Origin of the sequence: Lelliottia sp. JS-SCA-14, assembly GCF_035593345.1 — a bacterium.
In the GTDB taxonomy this organism is placed as follows: Bacteria; Pseudomonadota; Gammaproteobacteria; order Enterobacterales; family Enterobacteriaceae; genus Enterobacter; species Enterobacter wanjuensis.
This window is the reverse complement of the sequence record NZ_CP141606.1, coordinates 3,551,073-3,569,076: the sequence shown is the minus strand read 5'-3', so window position 1 is coordinate 3,569,076 and position 18,004 is coordinate 3,551,073. Positions and strand designations below refer to the sequence as shown.

The window sequence follows — 18,004 nt, the reverse complement described above, 5'->3', positions numbered from 1 at the left end:
CATCTTCGGGTTGTGAGGTTAAGCGACTAAGCGTACACGGTGGATGCCCTGGCAGTCAGAGGCGATGAAGGGCGTGCTAATCTGCGATAAGCGTCGGCGAGGTGATATGAACCTTTGACCCGGCGATACCCGAATGGGGAAACCCAGTGTGTTTCGACACACTATCATGTCATGAATACATAGTGGCATGAGGCGAACCGGGGGAACTGAAACATCTAAGTACCCCGAGGAAAAGAAATCAACCGAGATTCCCCCAGTAGCGGCGAGCGAACGGGGAGGAGCCCAGAGTCTGAATCAGCGCGTGTGTTAGTGGAACGGTCTGGAAAGTCCGACGGTACAGGGTGATAGTCCCGTACACAAAAATGCACACGTTGTGAACTCGAAGAGTAGGGCGGGACACGTGGTATCCTGTCTGAATATGGGGGGACCATCCTCCAAGGCTAAATACTCCTGACTGACCGATAGTGAACCAGTACCGTGAGGGAAAGGCGAAAAGAACCCCGGCGAGGGGAGTGAAAAAGAACCTGAAACCGTGTACGTACAAGCAGTGGGAGCCTCTTTATGGGGTGACTGCGTACCTTTTGTATAATGGGTCAGCGACTTATATTCTGTAGCAAGGTTAACCGTATAGGGGAGCCGAAGGGAAACCGAGTCTTAACTGGGCGTTAAGTTGCAGGGTATAGACCCGAAACCCGGTGATCTAGCCATGGGCAGGTTGAAGGTTGGGTAACACTAACTGGAGGACCGAACCGACTAATGTTGAAAAATTAGCGGATGACTTGTGGCTGGGGGTGAAAGGCCAATCAAACCGGGAGATAGCTGGTTCTCCCCGAAAGCTATTTAGGTAGCGCCTCGTGAACTCATCTTCGGGGGTAGAGCACTGTTTCGGCTAGGGGGCCATCCCGGCTTACCAACCCGATGCAAACTACGAATACCGAAGAATGTTATCACGGGAGACACACGGCGGGTGCTAACGTCCGTCGTGAAGAGGGAAACAACCCAGACCGCCAGCTAAGGTCCCAAAGTCATGGTTAAGTGGGAAACGATGTGGGAAGGCACAGACAGCCAGGATGTTGGCTTAGAAGCAGCCATCATTTAAAGAAAGCGTAATAGCTCACTGGTCGAGTCGGCCTGCGCGGAAGATGTAACGGGGCTAAACCATGCACCGAAGCTGCGGCAGCGACGCTTATGCGTTGTTGGGTAGGGGAGCGTTCTGTAAGCCGTTGAAGGTGTCCTGTGAGGGGGGCTGGAGGTATCAGAAGTGCGAATGCTGACATAAGTAACGATAAAGCGGGTGAAAAGCCCGCTCGCCGGAAGACCAAGGGTTCCTGTCCAACGTTAATCGGGGCAGGGTGAGTCGACCCCTAAGGCGAGGCCGAAAGGCGTAGTCGATGGGAAACAGGTTAATATTCCTGTACTCGGTGTTACTGCGAAGGGGGGACGGAGAAGGCTATGTTAGCCGGGCGACGGTTGTCCCGGTTTAAGCATGTAGGCGGAAGGTTTAGGTAAATCCGGACCTTTTTAACGCTGAGGTGTGATGACGAGGCACTACGGTGCTGAAGTAACAAATGCCCTGCTTCCAGGAAAAGCCTCTAAGCATCAGGTAACATCAAATCGTACCCCAAACCGACACAGGTGGTCAGGTAGAGAATACCAAGGCGCTTGAGAGAACTCGGGTGAAGGAACTAGGCAAAATGGTGCCGTAACTTCGGGAGAAGGCACGCTGGTGTGTAGGTGAAGTCCCTGCGGACGGAGCTGAAACCAGTCGAAGATACCAGCTGGCTGCAACTGTTTATTAAAAACACAGCACTGTGCAAACACGAAAGTGGACGTATACGGTGTGACGCCTGCCCGGTGCCGGAAGGTTAATTGATGGGGTTAGCGGCAACGCGAAGCTCTTGATCGAAGCCCCGGTAAACGGCGGCCGTAACTATAACGGTCCTAAGGTAGCGAAATTCCTTGTCGGGTAAGTTCCGACCTGCACGAATGGCGTAATGATGGCCAGGCTGTCTCCACCCGAGACTCAGTGAAATTGAACTCGCTGTGAAGATGCAGTGTACCCGCGGCAAGACGGAAAGACCCCGTGAACCTTTACTATAGCTTGACACTGAACACTGGTCCTTGATGTGTAGGATAGGTGGGAGGCTTTGAAGCGTGGACGCCAGTCTGCGTGGAGCCAACCTTGAAATACCACCCTTTAATGGCTGGTGTTCTAACGTAGACCCGTAATCCGGGTTGCGGACAGTGTCTGGTGGGTAGTTTGACTGGGGCGGTCTCCTCCTAAAGAGTAACGGAGGAGCACGAAGGTTAGCTAATCCTGGTCGGACATCAGGAGGTTAGTGCAATGGCATAAGCTAGCTTGACTGCGAGAGTGACGGCTCGAGCAGGTGCGAAAGCAGGTCATAGTGATCCGGTGGTTCTGAATGGAAGGGCCATCGCTCAACGGATAAAAGGTACTCCGGGGATAACAGGCTGATACCGCCCAAGAGTTCATATCGACGGCGGTGTTTGGCACCTCGATGTCGGCTCATCACATCCTGGGGCTGAAGTAGGTCCCAAGGGTACGGCTGTTCGCCGTTTAAAGTGGTACGCGAGCTGGGTTTAGAACGTCGTGAGACAGTTCGGTCCCTATCTGCCGTGGGCGCTGGAGAATTGAGGGGGGCTGCTCCTAGTACGAGAGGACCGGAGTGGACGCATCACTGGTGTTCGGGTTGTCATGCCAATGGCATTGCCCGGTAGCTAAATGCGGAAAAGATAAGTGCTGAAAGCATCTAAGCACGAAACTTGCCCCGAGATGAGTTCTCCCTGACTCCTTGAGAGTCCTGAAGGAACGTTGAAGACTACGACGTTGATAGGCTGGGTGTGTAAGTGCAGCGATGTATTGAGCTAACCAGTACTAATGAACCGTGAGGCTTAACCTTACAACGCCGAAGATGTTTTGGCGAAAGCAGAGACGACGATTTTCAGCCTGATAACAGATTAATCAGCGTGCAGAGATGCGTGTTGATAAAACAGAATTTGCCTGGCGGCTTTAGCGCGGTGGTCCCACCTGACCCCATGCCGAACTCAGAAGTGAAACGCCGTAGCGCCGATGGTAGTGTGGGGTCTCCCCATGTGAGAGTAGGGAACTGCCAGGCATCAATTAAGTGAAGAGGCCATCCGAAAGGATGGCCTTTTCGCGTTTTTGTCGTTAAACACCATTTCTCGAACTCCTCCTAATCGCTTATCCTGCTAAGTAAATGTGCGACGTAAATCACAATGTTAAATATAACAAAAATATAACATTTCATTTACTAAATGATTGGGGCATTCAGCGCCCAACACGCTTAAGTCTTATGGCAGGAGCACAGTAAAATGGCCGAAAGCATCACATCGAACGGGACGCTGGCTGACAGTGATACCCGACGCAGGGTATGGGCGATCGTCAGTGCCTCATCGGGTAATCTGGTCGAGTGGTTCGACTTCTACGTTTACTCATTTTGTTCCCTCTATTTTGCCCATATCTTTTTCCCGTCCGGAAACACCACGACTCAGTTGCTGCAAACCGCAGGGGTATTTGCTGCCGGATTCCTGATGCGCCCGATTGGTGGCTGGCTGTTTGGCCGTATTGCAGACCGGCAGGGGCGTAAAACCTCCATGCTGATCTCCGTTTGCATGATGTGTCTGGGATCGCTGGTGATCGCCTGTCTGCCAGGTTATGACACTATCGGTACGTGGGCACCCGCACTGTTGCTTTTGGCTCGTTTGTTCCAGGGGCTCTCCGTCGGTGGCGAATACGGTACAAGCGCGACGTACATGAGTGAGGTCGCCGTTGAAGGGCGTAAAGGTTTTTACGCCTCCTTCCAGTATGTCACTTTGATCGGCGGACAACTGCTGGCCATTCTGGTGGTCGTTGTTCTGCAGCAAATCCTGACCGATGAACAGTTACATGCCTGGGGATGGCGAATTCCGTTCGCGATGGGGGCCGTTCTGGCTGTCGTCGCCTTGTGGCTGCGTCGTCAACTGGATGAAACCTCGCAAAAAGAGGTGAGGGCACTGAAAGAGGCCGGATCGTTGAAAGGATTATGGCGTAACCGGAAAGCCTTTGTGATGGTATTAGGGTTTACCGCTGGCGGTTCCCTGAGTTTCTACACCTTCACAACCTACATGCAGAAGTATCTGGTCAACACCACCGGGATGCACGCGAATGTGGCCAGTGTTGTTATGACTGCCGCACTGTTTGTGTTTATGCTCATTCAGCCATTGATCGGTGCGCTGTCAGACAGAATTGGGCGGCGGACATCAATGCTTATCTTTGGCGGATTATCTGCCCTTTGTACTGTCCCAATCCTGACCGCGCTGCAACACGTTTCCTCTCCCTATGCCGCTTTCGCACTCGTCATGGTGGCGATGGTGATCGTCAGTTTTTACACCTCGATCAGCGGAATATTAAAAGCAGAAATGTTCCCCGCTCAGGTCCGTGCGCTAGGTGTGGGATTGTCTTATGCTGTGGCGAATGCACTCTTTGGCGGCTCGGCGGAATATGTCGCGCTAACACTGAAGTCGGTCGGCAGTGAAAGCACCTTCTTCTGGTACGTCACTGTGATGGGCGTGCTCGCATTTATTGTCTCCCTGATGCTACACCGCAGAGGGAAAGGGATCCGTCTTTAATAGTGAGCCAGTTGCCACACCGCATAGCCGGTTGTGGCACCTGCGACATCCCAGGCAAAATCTTTCCAGCTCCAGCCGCTCCCCGCAGGGCGGCTATCCCATAACTCTTTTGACGCGCCAAGACTGACAGAGAACATGAACCCGTAAACGGCGCTACGATCGCGGCTATAGCCCTGATGTTGTGCGACTTCATTCCCGGCGGCAGAGAGCATTGCCGAGGCGATAAAGTGCTGGGCCTTATCCTGACCTTGCCAGCTGTCGTTGGCCATATGGCTGCAACCTGAAAGCAAGAGGGGAGAGAGCAGGAGGAAGATTCGCATAACGGACTCCAAAAAAAGCCCCGTCGATGACAGGGCTGGTTCGTTACAGAATACGGCTGATGAGGCGGTCGATACGAATACGACGTAACCGGCGGATAAGCTTACGCACTTTCACCGGATAATCGGCAATGCTCTGCAAATCGCGGTAGTGACGCACGGTCGTCGTATGGGTACGAATCAATTCGAGCTCACGCTCGCGCTGGGCCGAAAGCTCATGCCGAGGATCGTGGATCAGAATGGCGTTTTCCAGATCCAGACGCCAGGCGCGCGGGTTGAGGTTATTCCCGGTCAGCAGCATCCAGTCATCGTCAACCCACATCCCTTTCAGGTGATAGCTGTTGTCCTCATCTTTCCAGAGGCGCACTACCAGTTGGTCGGTATTAACGTAATACTGCAGGCGGCTCAGGAAACGACGGAGGTTGATCTCATACAAGTACGGCAGCGCACCGATGATCTTAAACGGCTGATCTTCAGGGATGAAGAAGTCGTTAGCGGTTTTGTCCCCGACGATGATTTCGACTTTTTTACCATCGCGCAGCAGCTGAATAATATTGCGGACCAGTATCGCCGGTAAGTTGAAGTACGGCGTACAGATTGTCAGCTTCTGCTCTGCGCACGGCATCAGATGGTAGATGGTCTTATTCAGCAGGCTGGATTTGCCCAGGCCGACTAAAGGTGTCACGGAGAGCTGTTCGTTATCCGCATCCCCCTGGAAATGATAAACCGCATCGCGCAGTTCCTGGCGGAACAGACGGATATCGTTTTTGATTTCCGGGCTTTTTGGACGATGAGGATCGTCAAGGCGATTCACGCCACGACCATGCACCAGGTTTTGGTCCACCCAGTTGAACATGATGTCCGCCATCTGCGCATTGCGGATCAGATGGTAACGGTCATAGCGATACTTATCGAGCTGATGCAGGTAGACGTCATTGAGGCTCGCACCGCTGTAAAGGACGCTGTCATCAATGATGAAACCTTTGAAATGCAGAACGCCAAGGGCTTCACGCGTGTTGACGGGTACACCGTAAACGCGCACGTCGACGCTCGGGTTTTCCTGCGCCATACGGCAGTACCAGTCCGCATTGGTATTGGACGCTGCCGCACCAATTCGACCGCGTTGCGCACGATGCCAGTCAACCAGGATACGAACGTCCAGTTCCGGGCGCTGGCGTTTAGCTTCATAGACCGCGTTTAAAATCGCGCGTCCACCTTCATCCTGTTCAAGATAAAGCGCCACAATACAAATACGTTGTGTGGCACTCGCAATCTTTTCCAGAAGCGTCTCCCTGAAATGGGCGGGAGCGTAAAAGAACTCGACATCATCAACTGACTGAGAAATCTTCGGTAGTTGAGCAAGGTGTTGTTGATGTTTGTTACGCTTAAATTTTGACAACATCACAGTGCGTATCTTCTCTGTTCATTGAAGGGTTATCTGGCATCTGCAGACAACATAAGCGGACAATGATACCACCAGTACTTGCTAAAGTGGTCAACATTTCCAGTACCTTACTCCTGGGTTGACATCGATGCCAGACGGAGCGAGAGGGCGACAATCCCTTCGTCCAGCTGAATATCCACGTCGAATCCGAGTTTGCGCGCCAGAGTAATCATGCCGCGGTTATGGGGCATAGTAATGCCATTCAGGCAGAGCAAACCGTGATCTCGGGTATAGCCAATCAGTTTTTCCAGCAATCTCCGCCCAAGTCCAAGACCTTTTAGATCGGAGCGAACCAGCACGGCAAATTCCGCATCCACATTGTCAGGATCGGAAATCGCCCGCGTGACCCCAAGGATCTCGTCGCCTTCATCACGATGGCGAACGGCAACAAATGCCATTTCCCGATCGTAGTCGATCTGGGTCATATTGGCTAAATCATCATGGGTAAATTCGCTGATTTCACTGAAGTAGCGATAGTACAAATCTTCCTTCGTGACTTGCGCGATGAAGGCCCGCAGCTGCGGCTCATCTTCGGGCAGGATAGGGCGAAACAGCACCTGCTCGCCATTTTTCATCTCCACCCACTCTTCCAGTTGAAGGGGATAGGGGCGGATCGCCAGTCGGCTTTCGCGATCGCCCGTAAACGGCGCGATATCCAGCGTCACGTCCAGGGCGATAAATTCATTGCCCGACGCCAGAAGCGGATGGATATCCAGCCGCTGGATCTCAGCGCAATCGACAATCAGGTTTGAAACCTGAACCAGGAACTGGCTCAGCCCGGCGATATCCAGAGGCTGGAGCGCGCTGCGTCCGCGAATTTTTTTACTCTTAATCGCCTGAATAACCAGGTAACGCGCCAGATTCATGTTCAGCGGCGGGAGCGCGACAACAGCCTGCTCTTCCGGTCGCCACTCCACACCGCCTTCTCCCAGCATAATCAACGGGCCAAAGACCGGGTCGTGCTCCACAACCACTCTGAGTTCCTGCGCCCCGGCGCGGTTCGCCATGCTCTGGACCAAAAGCCCATGGACTCTCGCCTGCGGCCAGGCCATTTTGACGCGATCGAAAATCGCCTCGGCAGCCTGCTGCACTTCTGCCGCGGTACGCAAATAGAGCATCACGCCCTGTACATCCGACTTATGTGGAATATCAGGCGACCGGAGCTTCAGCGCCACCGGATAACCAATCTGTTCGGCAATATGCACCGCCTCGGCGCTGTCACTCGCGATCCAGGTCGGCAAGGTTTTCATGCCGTAGGCATCCAGAATCGGTTGTACCTCATGGGTATCCAGCGACGACGCTCCGTCTTCAATGGCCTGGCGCAGCAGATTGTGGGCTTCGGTCGCATTAGCCGCCAGATTATCGGGCAACGCCGGGGTTTCTCGCAGTTGTTTCTGGTTCCTGCGGTATTCCACCATATGCATAAATGCGGTGATAGTCCCTTCCGGCGTGCGGTAGGTCGGCAATCCCGCTTCGCTGAACAGGCGTCGAGCTTCCTGCGAGGAGTACTCCCCGCACCAGTTGGTCAGCAGGGTGACATATTTTCCGCGCGGATGGTTTTTAACGGCATCGATCAGCGCGCGTGCGCTCTGGCTGCCGGGCGCCGCGGCGCTGGGGGAATGGATCACCATCAGGGCATCAATGTCCTGGCTGTCCAGCAGTATCGAGATAGCCTTGATATACCGCTCGCTGCTGGCATCGTCCCGCAGATCCAGCGGATTCCCCGGCGTCACGCTCACAGGCAGGGCGTCACGCAAATGTTGCAGCGTCTCTTCGCTGAGCGTGGCGAGTTTCCCGTTGCGTAACCACAGTTCATCAAGAGCGAGCGCTGCCGGTGCCGCGCCGTTACTGACAATCATCAGCTTTTCACCGCGCAATGGGCGCATATGGCTCAGCGTTTCGACCGCCGAGAAAAGCTCATGGGTATCCTGAACGCGCAGCAAACCGGCGCGTTGAATGGCGGCGTCCCAGGCAGGGTCCATGCCCGAGTGGGATTGCAGCAAACGCTGCGCCGCAGGACTACGGCCACTTTTGATGACCAGGATCGGCTTGTTACGCGAGGCGCTGCGCGCGGCGGAGACAAAGCGTCGCGCATCGCTCAGATGTTCGAGGTACAAAAGGATCGCGCTGGTTTTACTGTCGCGCGCCAGGAAATCGAGCAGTTCATCGACATCAATATCCAGGCTATCGCCCAGCGCGATGAAATACGAAAAGCCCATTTCGCGCTGCTGCGCCCAGTCGAGAATGGTGTTGGACACGGCGGCAGACTGAGAGATAAACGCCAGTTTGCCTTTGCGAATCGGTACCGGAGAGAAACTGGCGTTCAATCCCTGCCACGGAGCCAAAAGCCCCAGACTGTTAGGCCCAAGCAAGCGCATCTGATACCGGCCCGCGCAGGCCAGTAATTCTGCCTGCTGTTCGGGTGGCGAAGAGAGAATGATGCAGGTTTTACACCCTTTCTCACCCAGCGCTTCCAGCAGGGTGAGGTTGCGTTTGGCATGAGTACAGAGGATGGCGAGATCGGGGACGAAGGGCAGGCTTTGTATGTCAGGCCACGCCAGCACGCCCTGAACGGCTTTATACGCCGGGGTGACGGGCATGACCGGGCCATTGAATCCACCGGCCAGCAGGTTGCGCATCATTAAATATCCCGCGCGATCGGGCTTCATGGAGGCACCGATCACGGCGATGGATTTAGGGCGGAGTAGCGCTTCTAGCCCTCGCTGGCTCATACAAGTCTCCTGTAAACGCGAGTGACCTGATGATTTTAAACGCTTTCCGGCTCTTCTGCTGTGATGCTGGCCTGATGTGTGGGTTTTCCTGCCAGATAGCGCTCGCGGAAGCAGGAAAAATGGTTGCCCAGTGCGGTCGCGGCTGACGTATCCTGCGCCAGATCCAGCAGGGCGATCGCCACTTCTGCCGTACAATATTGCCCCTCGGCATGGGCTTCGCGCAGTCGATAGGCGGAAACGCGTGACAGATCGACGGAGATCACCGGCAGCGCATCCAGATATGGGCTCTTGCGGAACATTTTCCGCGCTTCGGTCCAGGTGCCATCCAGCATGATGAACAGCGGCGGTTTGCCTGTCGCAGGCGCAGAAATCACCTCGCGGTTTTCACCGGCATAAGATGCAGGAAACACCACCATGGGCTGATAGTCGGGGCTGGCAACCAGATCGAGCAGCGCCTGCGGCGGCTCGGTGCGCGACCACTGAAACGCAGCGGTATTCGGCAGAATGTCGGCGATCAGACGCCCGGTATTGCTGGGCTTCATCGGCTCGGTATCGAACATCACCAGGCAGAAACGGCTTTGCGCGTGGCTGGTGGTCAGGGTGTCACACAGGCACTGCTTTTGCGGCAAAAGACAGCGCTGACAGCGGCGAACGCGGTTGCCACGAGCAAGAAAGGGGCGGGTCGCACGCGCCAGGCGTTCGGCGCGCAATTGAAGTACGGCGTTATCAGTCATGGAAGAGGCGCAGAAAAAACGCCATTCTCGCAGAGGGAGTAACGGGGCACAAGCGGTGCCCCGTGAATGTCAGAGAGTTTCGTTCAGCCAGCTTTCAAAAGGCGCTTTTGGCACGGCACCATTAAGCATATCGACGACTTCACCCTTCTTGAAAATCATGATGGTCGGAATACTGCGGATGCGGAATCGGGTGCTCAGTTCGCGTTCCGCTTCGGTGTTCACTTTCACAAAGCGCATTTTCCCGCTGCGCTCTTCGGCGACGTCTTCAAATATAGGCGCAAAGTTACGGCATGGGCCGCACCAGGGCGCCCAGAAATCCACCACGACCGGCAGGTCGTCTTTCAGCAATTTATCGAGGGTTTCGCCGGTTGCGTTAATCACGTCGCCATCGAAAAGCTCATGACCGCAACGCCCGCATTTCGCCCCATCATCAATTCGGTCATCCGGAATGCGATTGAGGGCCTGGCAGTTGGCACATACGGTATTCATAACTAACCTCTGATAGAGCAGTGGGACAAAGCGGCAAAATGCCGATAATGTTTCTGATATGTTACACATTATCATTGAGGTTGTTTGAAACGACAATGCGTTTTATTCAATGGGAACAATAGTCACAGGCTTTTGTATGAAATAATGGCTATGCGCTGACACATCGGGTAATCTGCGCGCTTCGCGCAGCGCTGGTGGAGAAAAGCATGAACGACGAACTGAAGAATAAAAGCGGCAAGGTCAAAGTGATGTATGTCCGCAGTGATGATGATTCTGACAAACGCACCCAAAATCCGCGTACCGGAAAGGGTGGGGGCCGTCCGGGTCCATCTCGTGCAGACGGTGGCCGTCGCCCCGCCCGCGATGACAACAGAAGTAACCGCGGTGATGACCGCAAACGTGATGACCGTAAGCGTGACGATCGCCGTCGCGACGACCGTCCACGCGATGATTTCCCACGTGATGCATCCCCATGGCGCACGGTTTCCCGCGCACCGGGTGAAGAAGCACCGGCAAAAGCCGATCACGGTGGAATCAGTGGTAAGAGCTTTATCGATCCGGAAGTTCTGCGTCGTCAACGCGCAGAAGAGACCCGTGTCTACGGCGAGAACGCCTGTCAGGCCCTGTTCCAGAGCCGTCCTGAATGCATCGTTCGCGCCTGGTTTATCCAGAGCGTCACGCCGCGTTTCAAAGAAGCGCTGCGCTGGATGGCGGCGAACCGCAAAGCCTACCATGTGGTAGACGACGCGGAGCTGACCAAAGCTTCCGGTACCGAGCATCACGGTGGCGTCTGCTTCCTGATCAAAAAACGTAACGGCACCACCGTGCAGCAGTGGGTCAGTCAGGCAGATGCCGATGACTGCGTGCTGGCGCTGGAAGATGTGGGTAACCCTCACAATCTGGGTGCGATGATGCGTAGCTGTGCCCATTTCGGCGTGAAAGGCGTGTTGTTGCAGGATGCGGCGATTGTCGAATCCGGTGCGGCGATTCGTACTGCCGAAGGTGGGGCGGAACACGTACAGCCGATTACGGGCGAAAGTGTTCTGGATGCCATCGAAGAGTTCCGCCAGGCGGGTTACTCTATCGTGACCACCTCCAGCCACAAAGGTACGCCGCTGTTTAAAGCGACGCTGCCGCGCAAGATGGTGCTGGTGCTGGGTCAGGAACGTGATGGTCTGTCTGATGCGGCACTCTCTACTGCCGACCTGAGCGTCTCAATCGACGGGACAGGCAAGGTAGAAAGCCTCAACGTATCCGTTGCAACCGGCGTCCTGCTGGCTGAATGGTGGCGTCAGAACAAAGCCTAGCTTTGATATGCCCGGTTAGCATCTCGCTGCCGGGCATTTTGCCGGATGGCGGCTACGCCTTATCCGGCCTACTCATTGATTAATCGTTATTCGCTTTCTGCCGGTAACACGGGCATCCAGTCAATCGGCGCTTCGTTGCGTTTTTCCAGCCATTCATTCGCCAGCACAAAGTGGTTACAGCCAAAGAATCCGCGGTGAGCCGACAGCGGCGAAGGGTGTGGCGCTTTCAGCACGTGATGACGCTGAGTATCAATGATCGCCCCTTTCTTCTGCGCATGTGCGCCCCAGAGTAAAAACACCACTCCTTCACAATGTTCGTTAATCAGGCTGATGACTTTATCGGTAAAGGTTTCCCAGCCCAGGCTGGCATGAGAATGTGCCTGTCCCGCGCGAACCGTTAACACTGTGTTAAGCAGCAGCACGCCCTGACGCGCCCAGCTCTCAAGATAGCCATGCGCCGGACGGGTAAACCCTGGCATCGAGCCTTCCAGCTCTTTATACATATTCAGCAGCGACGGCGGGGTAGCAATCCCAGGACGTACAGAGAAAGCCAGACCATGCGCCTGTCCCGGACCGTGGTAAGGGTCCTGACCGAGGATCACCACTTTCACATCATTCAGTTCGGTGTAACGAAAGGCGTTAAACACATCTTTCTGCGGGGGATAGATCGTCTGACCGGATTGCCGCTCTGTGGCGACCGTGCTGAGCGTATTCACAAAATAGGGCTGCTGCTTTTCATCTGCCAGCACGTCATGCCATGTCAAAGGGGTTGTCATCATGCTCTCCTGCATCTCTCAATTGCGCCTAGCTTAACCCTTTAAGAGAGGGGAGCAAAATTCCGCGCGAAATTTGCGTCTAAGTCTTTCAATTTAATTTGAATTACTCAAAAAATAGCGGTTTTGCGGTGGTCGTAAATTGATATAAAACAATAAAATCAAACCACACACTTTGTGTGGTCGCGGTTTTTGTTGATTTAAATCAAAGAATCATGGGGTGGCGGCTGATATATATACACTCAAGCAACAATGGTTTTACCAATTGGCCGCGAGAGGCCGACATCCATAAATTAATGTAGCCCTGGAGGCATAACATGATTACAGGTATCCAGATTACTAAAGCTGCAAATGACGATCTGCTGAACTCTTTCTGGCTGCTGGACAGCGAAAAAGGCGAAGCGCGTTGTGTGGTCGCGAAAGCCGGTTTTGCTGAAGACGAAATCGTACCGGTTAACAAACTGGGCGAAATCGAATACCGTGAAATCCCAATGGACATCCAGCCGGAAGTTCGCGTGGAAGGCGGTCAGCACCTGAACGTTAACGTTCTGCGTCGTGAAACCCTGGAAGATGCGGTGAAGAACCCAGAAAAATATCCGCAGCTGACCATTCGTGTTTCTGGCTACGCGGTACGCTTCAACTCTCTGACTCCAGAACAGCAGCGTGACGTTATTGCACGTACCTTTACTGAAAGCCTGTAAGGCTTGAGGTTTTGGGGGAAATAAAAAGCCGGGTGATGAACCCGGCTTTTTTTTACTCTTCGTTTTGTGAAGTCGGCGGCGTACCGCTAGGCTTACGACGCTTGCCAATGTTTTTGGCATCGCGATGGCGGTTCTTCACGCGCGGCTTCTCTTTCGCTTCTTCTTTTTTCTTCTCGGCACGTTTCGCGAGCACTTTCTTGGACGGTTTACCCGTCATCTTCTCGCTCGGCGCACGCGTGGTAGGACGCAGTTCATCAATGACGCGGGCTTTCACCGGCTCTTCGATGTAACGACCCACTTTCAGCAGCAGCATGTAATCGTGCGCTTCTACCAGAGAAATCGCGGTGCCTTTACGGCCCGCACGACCGGTACGACCGATACGGTGCAGATAGGTGTCGCCCGTACGCGGCATGTCGAAGTTAATAACGTGGCTGACATCTGGGATGTCGATACCGCGTGCCGCCACGTCAGTGGCAACCAGCACGTTGACGCGACCTTCGGTCAGACGTTTAATCCCCTCGGTACGCTTCGCCTGGGGCATATCGCCTTCAAGATAGCAGTTGTCGATACCTGCGGAACGCAGCATATTCGCCAGCTCATGCACACGCTCGCGCTTACGCACAAACACGATGGTACGCGTGGTGTCATCTTGTTTCAGCAGGTGCTTGAGCAGCTCGACTTTGTGCTCAAGGTTATCGGCGCGGTAATACCACTGGTGGATCTTCTTGCGCTCACGCGTGGACGGCGTAGCTGATACTTCAGCCGGCTCATTCAGCAGACGCTCGGCGAAGTCTTTGATCGCGTCACCTTCCAGGGTGGCGGAGAAGAGCATCGTCTGTTTGCGCCAGCGCGTTTCGCCCGCAATGTGTTCGATGTCCTGCGCAAAACCGAGTTCCAGCATACGGTCTGCTTCATCGAGGATCAGCGTTTCCACCGCACGGCAGTCAAAGTTTTCTTCTTTGATGTACTGCATCAGGCGTCCGGTTGTCGCGACCACGATATCCTGGTTCTCACTGAACACTTCGGCGTGGTTCATATAGGCGACACCACCGGTGATGGTGGCGATATCCAGATGCGTATTAGCGGCCAGTTCACGCGCATGCTCTGCCACCTGCACGGCTAATTCACGTGTCGGCGTCAGGATCAGAATACGCGGTGGGCCAGATTTCTTGCGAGGAAAGTCGATCAGATGCTGCAAGACAGGCAGCAAATATGCCGCCGTTTTACCGGTGCCTGTCGGCGCAGAACCGAGTACATCACGGCCTTCTAACGCAGGCGGAATAGCAGCCGCCTGGATGGCAGTTGGGCGTGTGAAGCCTTTATTCTGGAGAGCTTCCAGCAGGCACTCATCGAGTTCAAGTTCGGAAAAAGTCGTTACAGTCATGTTCTACCTCTGTGTGGGGCGCTGATTATAGACGTTATGGCTGCAATCTTCATCTGTTTGTGGATATCCCTTTTCCGCCACTTCGCTTTCCCCTATGCTAATCCGGTTTTATTTAAGAAGGTTGCTTTGACATGTCTCAACCCAAAGCGCAGCTGCGCCGCGATGGTTTTACGTTTAAACAGTTTTTTGTGGCTCACGATCGCTGTGCGATGAAAGTCGGTACTGACGGTATCTTACTGGGTGCGTGGGCGCCCGTCGCGAAGGTTAAGCGAATTTTGGATATTGGCGCAGGAAGCGGCCTTTTGGCGCTGATGCTGGCGCAGCGCACGGAGCAGCATGTCACTATCGATGCGGTCGAGCTCGACGCGCAGGCTGCCAGTCAGGCCAGTGAGAATGCCGTCGAATCCCCATGGGCGTCTCGTGTCCAGGTGGAGTGCGCCGATATTCTTACCTGGGCGCCTGAGCAAACGGCGCGCTACGATCTGATTGTCAGCAACCCACCTTATTTTGAACCGGGCGTCGAATGCGCCACGCCGGAACGCAACCAGGCACGCTACACCGGCTCGCTGGATCACCAGGCGCTGCTCATGACCGCGGCGAATTTGATCTCAGAAGAGGGATTTTTTTGCGTCGTGCTGCCCGAAAGCACCGGCAATGCTTTTATCAAAAAGGCGCTGGAGATGGGCTGGTTCCTCCGCCTGCGCACTGACATTGCCGATAACGAAGCCAGGCTCCCGCACCGCGTGTTATTAGCGCTCTCGCCAAAAGAGGGCGAGTGCTTCAGCGACAGGATGGTGATCCGTGGGCCAGATCAGTGTTACTCAGAAGCCTACACTGCGCTGACCCAGGCATTTTATCTGTTTATGTGAGCGAGAGGGGCGAGTACCGATGGACCGGATTCCGCCAGCTGATCGGGGTAGTCCAGCGTGTAATGCAGGCCCCGGCTCTCTTTGCGCATCATCGCGCAGCGAACAATCAGCTCCGCCACCTGCACCAGATTGCGCAGCTCCAGCAGATTGTTGGATACGCGGAAATTGGCGTAATACTCGTCAATCTCCTGCTGGAGCATCGTAATCCGGCGCAGCGCGCGCTCCAGACGTTTCGTGGTGCGCACGATCCCGACGTAATCCCACATGAAGAGTCTCAGCTCATGCCAGTTGTGCTGAATGACGACCAGCTCATCCGGATTATCCACCCGGCTTTCATCCCAGGCAGGGAGTTGATCCACCTGACGGGCGTACGGCATCCGTTTGGTAATATCTTCCGCGGCTGACCAGCCGTAAACCAGACACTCCAGAAGCGAGTTAGACGCCATGCGGTTCGCGCCATGCAGCCCGGTGTAGCTCACCTCGCCGATAGCGTACAAGCCATCCACATCAGTACGGCCATGATCGTCCACCATCACGCCACCGCAGGTATAGTGCGCGGCGGGCACAATCGGCACCGGTTCTTTGGTGAGATCGATCCCGAGGCCCAGCAATTTCTCATAGATCGTCGGGAAGTGCTGGCGCACAAAATCCGCGGGCTTATGGCTGATATCGAGATACATACAGTCGACACCGAGACGTTTCATCTCGTGGTCTATCGCGCGGGCCACGATGTCACGCGGGGCAAGCTCGCCGCGCTCGTCGAAGTCAGGCATAAAACGCGTGCCGTCAGGGCGCTTGAGATGCGCGCCTTCACCCCGCAGGGCTTCCGTCAGCAGGAAATTGCGCGCCTGCGGGTGGAAGAGGGCGGTTGGGTGGAACTGGTTAAACTCCAGATTGGCGACGCGACAACCTGCACGCCATGCCATCGCAATTCCGTCCCCGGAGGAGATATCCGGATTCGTCGTGTACTGATAAACCTTGGAAGCGCCACCTGTTGCCAGAACCACAGATTTCGCCCGGCAGGTTTCGACCTTCTCTTTATTGCGGTTCCAGACCCAGGCTCCGACGACGCGGCGCGTGCCCGGCAGGCCAATTTTATCCGAGATGATCAGATCCACCGCATTGCTGCGCTCTAGCACCTGAATATTGGGATGGTTGCAGGCTTTGCTGACCAGCGTGTTTTCAACTTCTTTGCCGGTGGCATCGGCGGCATGCAGGATGCGCCGGTGGCTATGGCCGCCTTCGCGAGTGAGATGATATCCCTCTTCGCCATTGGGCTGAACGTGGGTATCAAACAGCACGCCCTGGTCGATTAGCCACTGCACGCAATGACGTGCGTTGCTGGCGACAAATTCCGCGGCGTGTTCATCGACAATGCCCGCGCCCGCGATCAGCGTATCTTCCACGTGCGAAGCAATGCTGTCGGTTTCATCAAACACCGCAGCGATGCCGCCTTGCGCGTAGAACGTCGAGCCTTCGCTCATCGGCCCTTTGCTCAGGACGATCACTTTCTGATGCGAGGCAAGTCGCAGCGCCAGAGAGAGCCCGGCCGCGCCGCTGCCGATAATCAGTACATCACAATGCAGTTCAGGAGTTGTGTTCATGATGTTTGTTTAATTTACTAAACAGTGTTTGGCCAGAATAGCACCCGAATGCGATGAATCGCACGTTTTTTTGAGTGGTGTTGCGCAGCCTAAACATAAACGCAAGCTCAAAAAACACGTAAAAGAACGAAAATATTTTGCGAAGCAGATCGTTAGCTTCAGATTATGTGGTGAAATAAACCCTGTGTTGCGGTACTCTTCTGGCTGCAAAAATGCCATTTCTTATCAGAAACTGGGTACGTATCGTTAACAGACTTATAATGAGAGAAAATGAACAGTCTGCGACACGATGGACAAAAACAAACGCGTAACGGAACTTATTGATGAATAGACCCTCTAACCTCGTGCTTGCTCACATTGCAGTGTTTTTAGAGTGGCGTTTCGATAACGCGTGGAATTTAGGTTTGGGGAGACATTACCTCGGATGAGCGAGCAGTTAACGGACCAGGTCCTGGTTGAACGGGTCCAGAAGGGAGATCAGAAAGCCTTTAACTTACTGGTAGTGCGCTACCAGCATAAAGTGGCGAGTCTGGTGTCCCGCTACGTGCCGTCAGGAGACGTTCCTGATGTGGTACAAGAGTCTTTTATAAAGGCCTATCGTGCGCTGGATTCTTTCCGGGGAGATAGTGCTTTTTACACCTGGCTGTATCGTATTGCAGTCAATACAGCAAAGAATTATCTGGTCGCTCAGGGCCGTCGTCCGCCGTCTAGTGATGTGGATGCCATTGACGCTGAAAACTTCGAAAGCGGCGGCGCGTTGAAAGAAATTTCGAACCCTGAGAACTTAATGTTGTCAGAAGAACTGAGACAAATCGTTTTTCGCACGATCGAGGCACTCCCGGAAGATTTACGCATGGCAATTACCTTGCGGGAGCTTGATGGACTCAGCTATGAAGAGATAGCGGCTATCATGGATTGTCCGGTCGGAACGGTTCGTTCGCGAATCTTCCGTGCGCGAGAAGCTATTGATAATAAAGTTCAACCGCTTATCAGGCGTTGA

General features: G+C 54.4%; 14 protein-coding genes and 2 rRNA genes. 8 read left to right on the top strand and 8 right to left on the bottom strand.

Annotated features, from left to right (window positions below; translation table 11 throughout):
* The first annotated feature begins 16 nt into the window (after positions 1 to 16).
* The 3 genes from U9O48_RS16630 to U9O48_RS16620 all read left to right on the top strand — a co-directional run bounded on the left by U9O48_RS16630 (position 17) and on the right by U9O48_RS16620 (position 4,650).
* Positions 17 to 2,921, top strand: a 23S ribosomal RNA gene (locus tag U9O48_RS16630).
* 100 nt (positions 2,922 to 3,021) lie between these two features.
* A 5S ribosomal RNA gene (gene rrf / locus U9O48_RS16625) occupies positions 3,022 to 3,137 on the top strand.
* Positions 3,138 to 3,354: 217 nt separating this feature from the next.
* The gene (locus tag U9O48_RS16620) at positions 3,355 to 4,650 is read left to right on the top strand and encodes an MFS transporter (RefSeq protein ID WP_282494143.1); all 1,296 of its coding nucleotides are present in this window, start codon (positions 3,355 to 3,357) and stop codon (positions 4,648 to 4,650) included.
* On the opposite strand, the gene U9O48_RS16615 is transcribed toward U9O48_RS16620, so the two are convergent.
* The 5 genes from U9O48_RS16615 to trxC form a co-directional block, all read right to left on the bottom strand.
* Complete coding sequence (locus tag U9O48_RS16615; RefSeq protein WP_282494144.1) at positions 4,647 to 4,970, bottom strand: YfiM family lipoprotein; 324 nt, start codon at positions 4,968 to 4,970, stop codon at positions 4,647 to 4,649. The genes U9O48_RS16620 and U9O48_RS16615 overlap by 4 nt on opposite strands.
* 43 nt (positions 4,971 to 5,013) lie before the next feature.
* Positions 5,014 to 6,369, bottom strand: coding sequence for a CDP-diacylglycerol--serine O-phosphatidyltransferase (pssA, locus tag U9O48_RS16610; RefSeq protein WP_285146925.1), 1,356 nt, complete (start codon positions 6,367 to 6,369; stop codon positions 5,014 to 5,016).
* Positions 6,370 to 6,479: 110 nt separating this feature from the next.
* Positions 6,480 to 9,143, bottom strand: a complete 2,664-nt coding sequence (locus U9O48_RS16600; RefSeq protein ID WP_285158647.1) for a bifunctional acetate--CoA ligase family protein/GNAT family N-acetyltransferase — start codon at positions 9,141 to 9,143, stop codon at positions 6,480 to 6,482.
* A gap of 35 nt (positions 9,144 to 9,178) precedes the next feature.
* On the bottom strand, positions 9,179 to 9,877 hold the full coding sequence (tapT, locus tag U9O48_RS16595) for a tRNA-uridine aminocarboxypropyltransferase (RefSeq protein ID WP_285146923.1): 699 nt from the start codon (positions 9,875 to 9,877) through the stop codon (positions 9,179 to 9,181).
* 69 nt (positions 9,878 to 9,946) lie between these two features.
* On the bottom strand, positions 9,947 to 10,366 hold the full coding sequence (gene trxC / locus U9O48_RS16590; protein WP_285146922.1) for a thioredoxin TrxC: 420 nt from the start codon (positions 10,364 to 10,366) through the stop codon (positions 9,947 to 9,949).
* A 206-nt stretch (positions 10,367 to 10,572) separates the two neighbouring features.
* Here trxC and U9O48_RS16585 point away from each other — a divergent pair, with 206 nt between their 5' ends.
* Complete coding sequence (locus U9O48_RS16585) at positions 10,573 to 11,673, top strand: tRNA/rRNA methyltransferase (RefSeq protein WP_282494148.1); 1,101 nt, start codon at positions 10,573 to 10,575, stop codon at positions 11,671 to 11,673.
* An 86-nt stretch (positions 11,674 to 11,759) separates the two neighbouring features.
* On the opposite strand, the gene ung is transcribed toward U9O48_RS16585, so the two are convergent.
* Entirely contained in the window at positions 11,760 to 12,449 is a 690-nt protein-coding gene (gene ung, locus U9O48_RS16580; RefSeq protein ID WP_282494198.1) for a uracil-DNA glycosylase, read from the bottom strand.
* A gap of 314 nt (positions 12,450 to 12,763) precedes the next feature.
* On the opposite strand from ung, the gene grcA reads away from it, so the two are divergent.
* Positions 12,764 to 13,147 (top strand): autonomous glycyl radical cofactor GrcA, encoded by a 384-nt coding sequence (grcA, locus tag U9O48_RS16575; protein ID WP_100779271.1) that lies wholly within the window; start codon positions 12,764 to 12,766, stop codon positions 13,145 to 13,147.
* A 52-nt stretch (positions 13,148 to 13,199) separates the two neighbouring features.
* Here grcA and srmB read toward each other — a convergent pair whose 3' ends face one another.
* The gene (gene srmB / locus U9O48_RS16570; RefSeq protein WP_285146921.1) at positions 13,200 to 14,531 is read right to left on the bottom strand and encodes an ATP-dependent RNA helicase SrmB; all 1,332 of its coding nucleotides are present in this window, start codon (positions 14,529 to 14,531) and stop codon (positions 13,200 to 13,202) included.
* A gap of 131 nt (positions 14,532 to 14,662) precedes the next feature.
* On the opposite strand from srmB, the gene trmN reads away from it, so the two are divergent.
* Entirely contained in the window at positions 14,663 to 15,400 is a 738-nt protein-coding gene (gene trmN, locus U9O48_RS16565) for a tRNA(1)(Val) (adenine(37)-N(6))-methyltransferase TrmN (protein ID WP_324722807.1), read from the top strand.
* Here the strand turns inward: trmN and nadB are convergent.
* Positions 15,385 to 17,004: an L-aspartate oxidase gene (gene nadB, locus U9O48_RS16560; RefSeq protein WP_282494151.1), complete on the bottom strand. Its 1,620-nt coding sequence runs from the start codon at positions 17,002 to 17,004 to the stop codon at positions 15,385 to 15,387. The genes trmN and nadB overlap by 16 nt on opposite strands.
* 323 nt (positions 17,005 to 17,327) lie before the next feature.
* Between nadB and rseD the strand changes: the two genes are divergently transcribed.
* Both rseD and rpoE read left to right on the top strand, forming a co-directional pair.
* A complete protein-coding gene (gene rseD / locus U9O48_RS16555) occupies positions 17,328 to 17,432 on the top strand; it encodes a rpoE leader peptide RseD (protein WP_228483504.1) in 105 nt (34 codons plus the stop codon).
* A complete protein-coding gene (gene rpoE / locus U9O48_RS16550) occupies positions 17,429 to 18,004 on the top strand; it encodes an RNA polymerase sigma factor RpoE (RefSeq protein ID WP_095282946.1) in 576 nt (191 codons plus the stop codon). The genes rseD and rpoE overlap by 4 nt, the downstream gene beginning before the upstream one ends.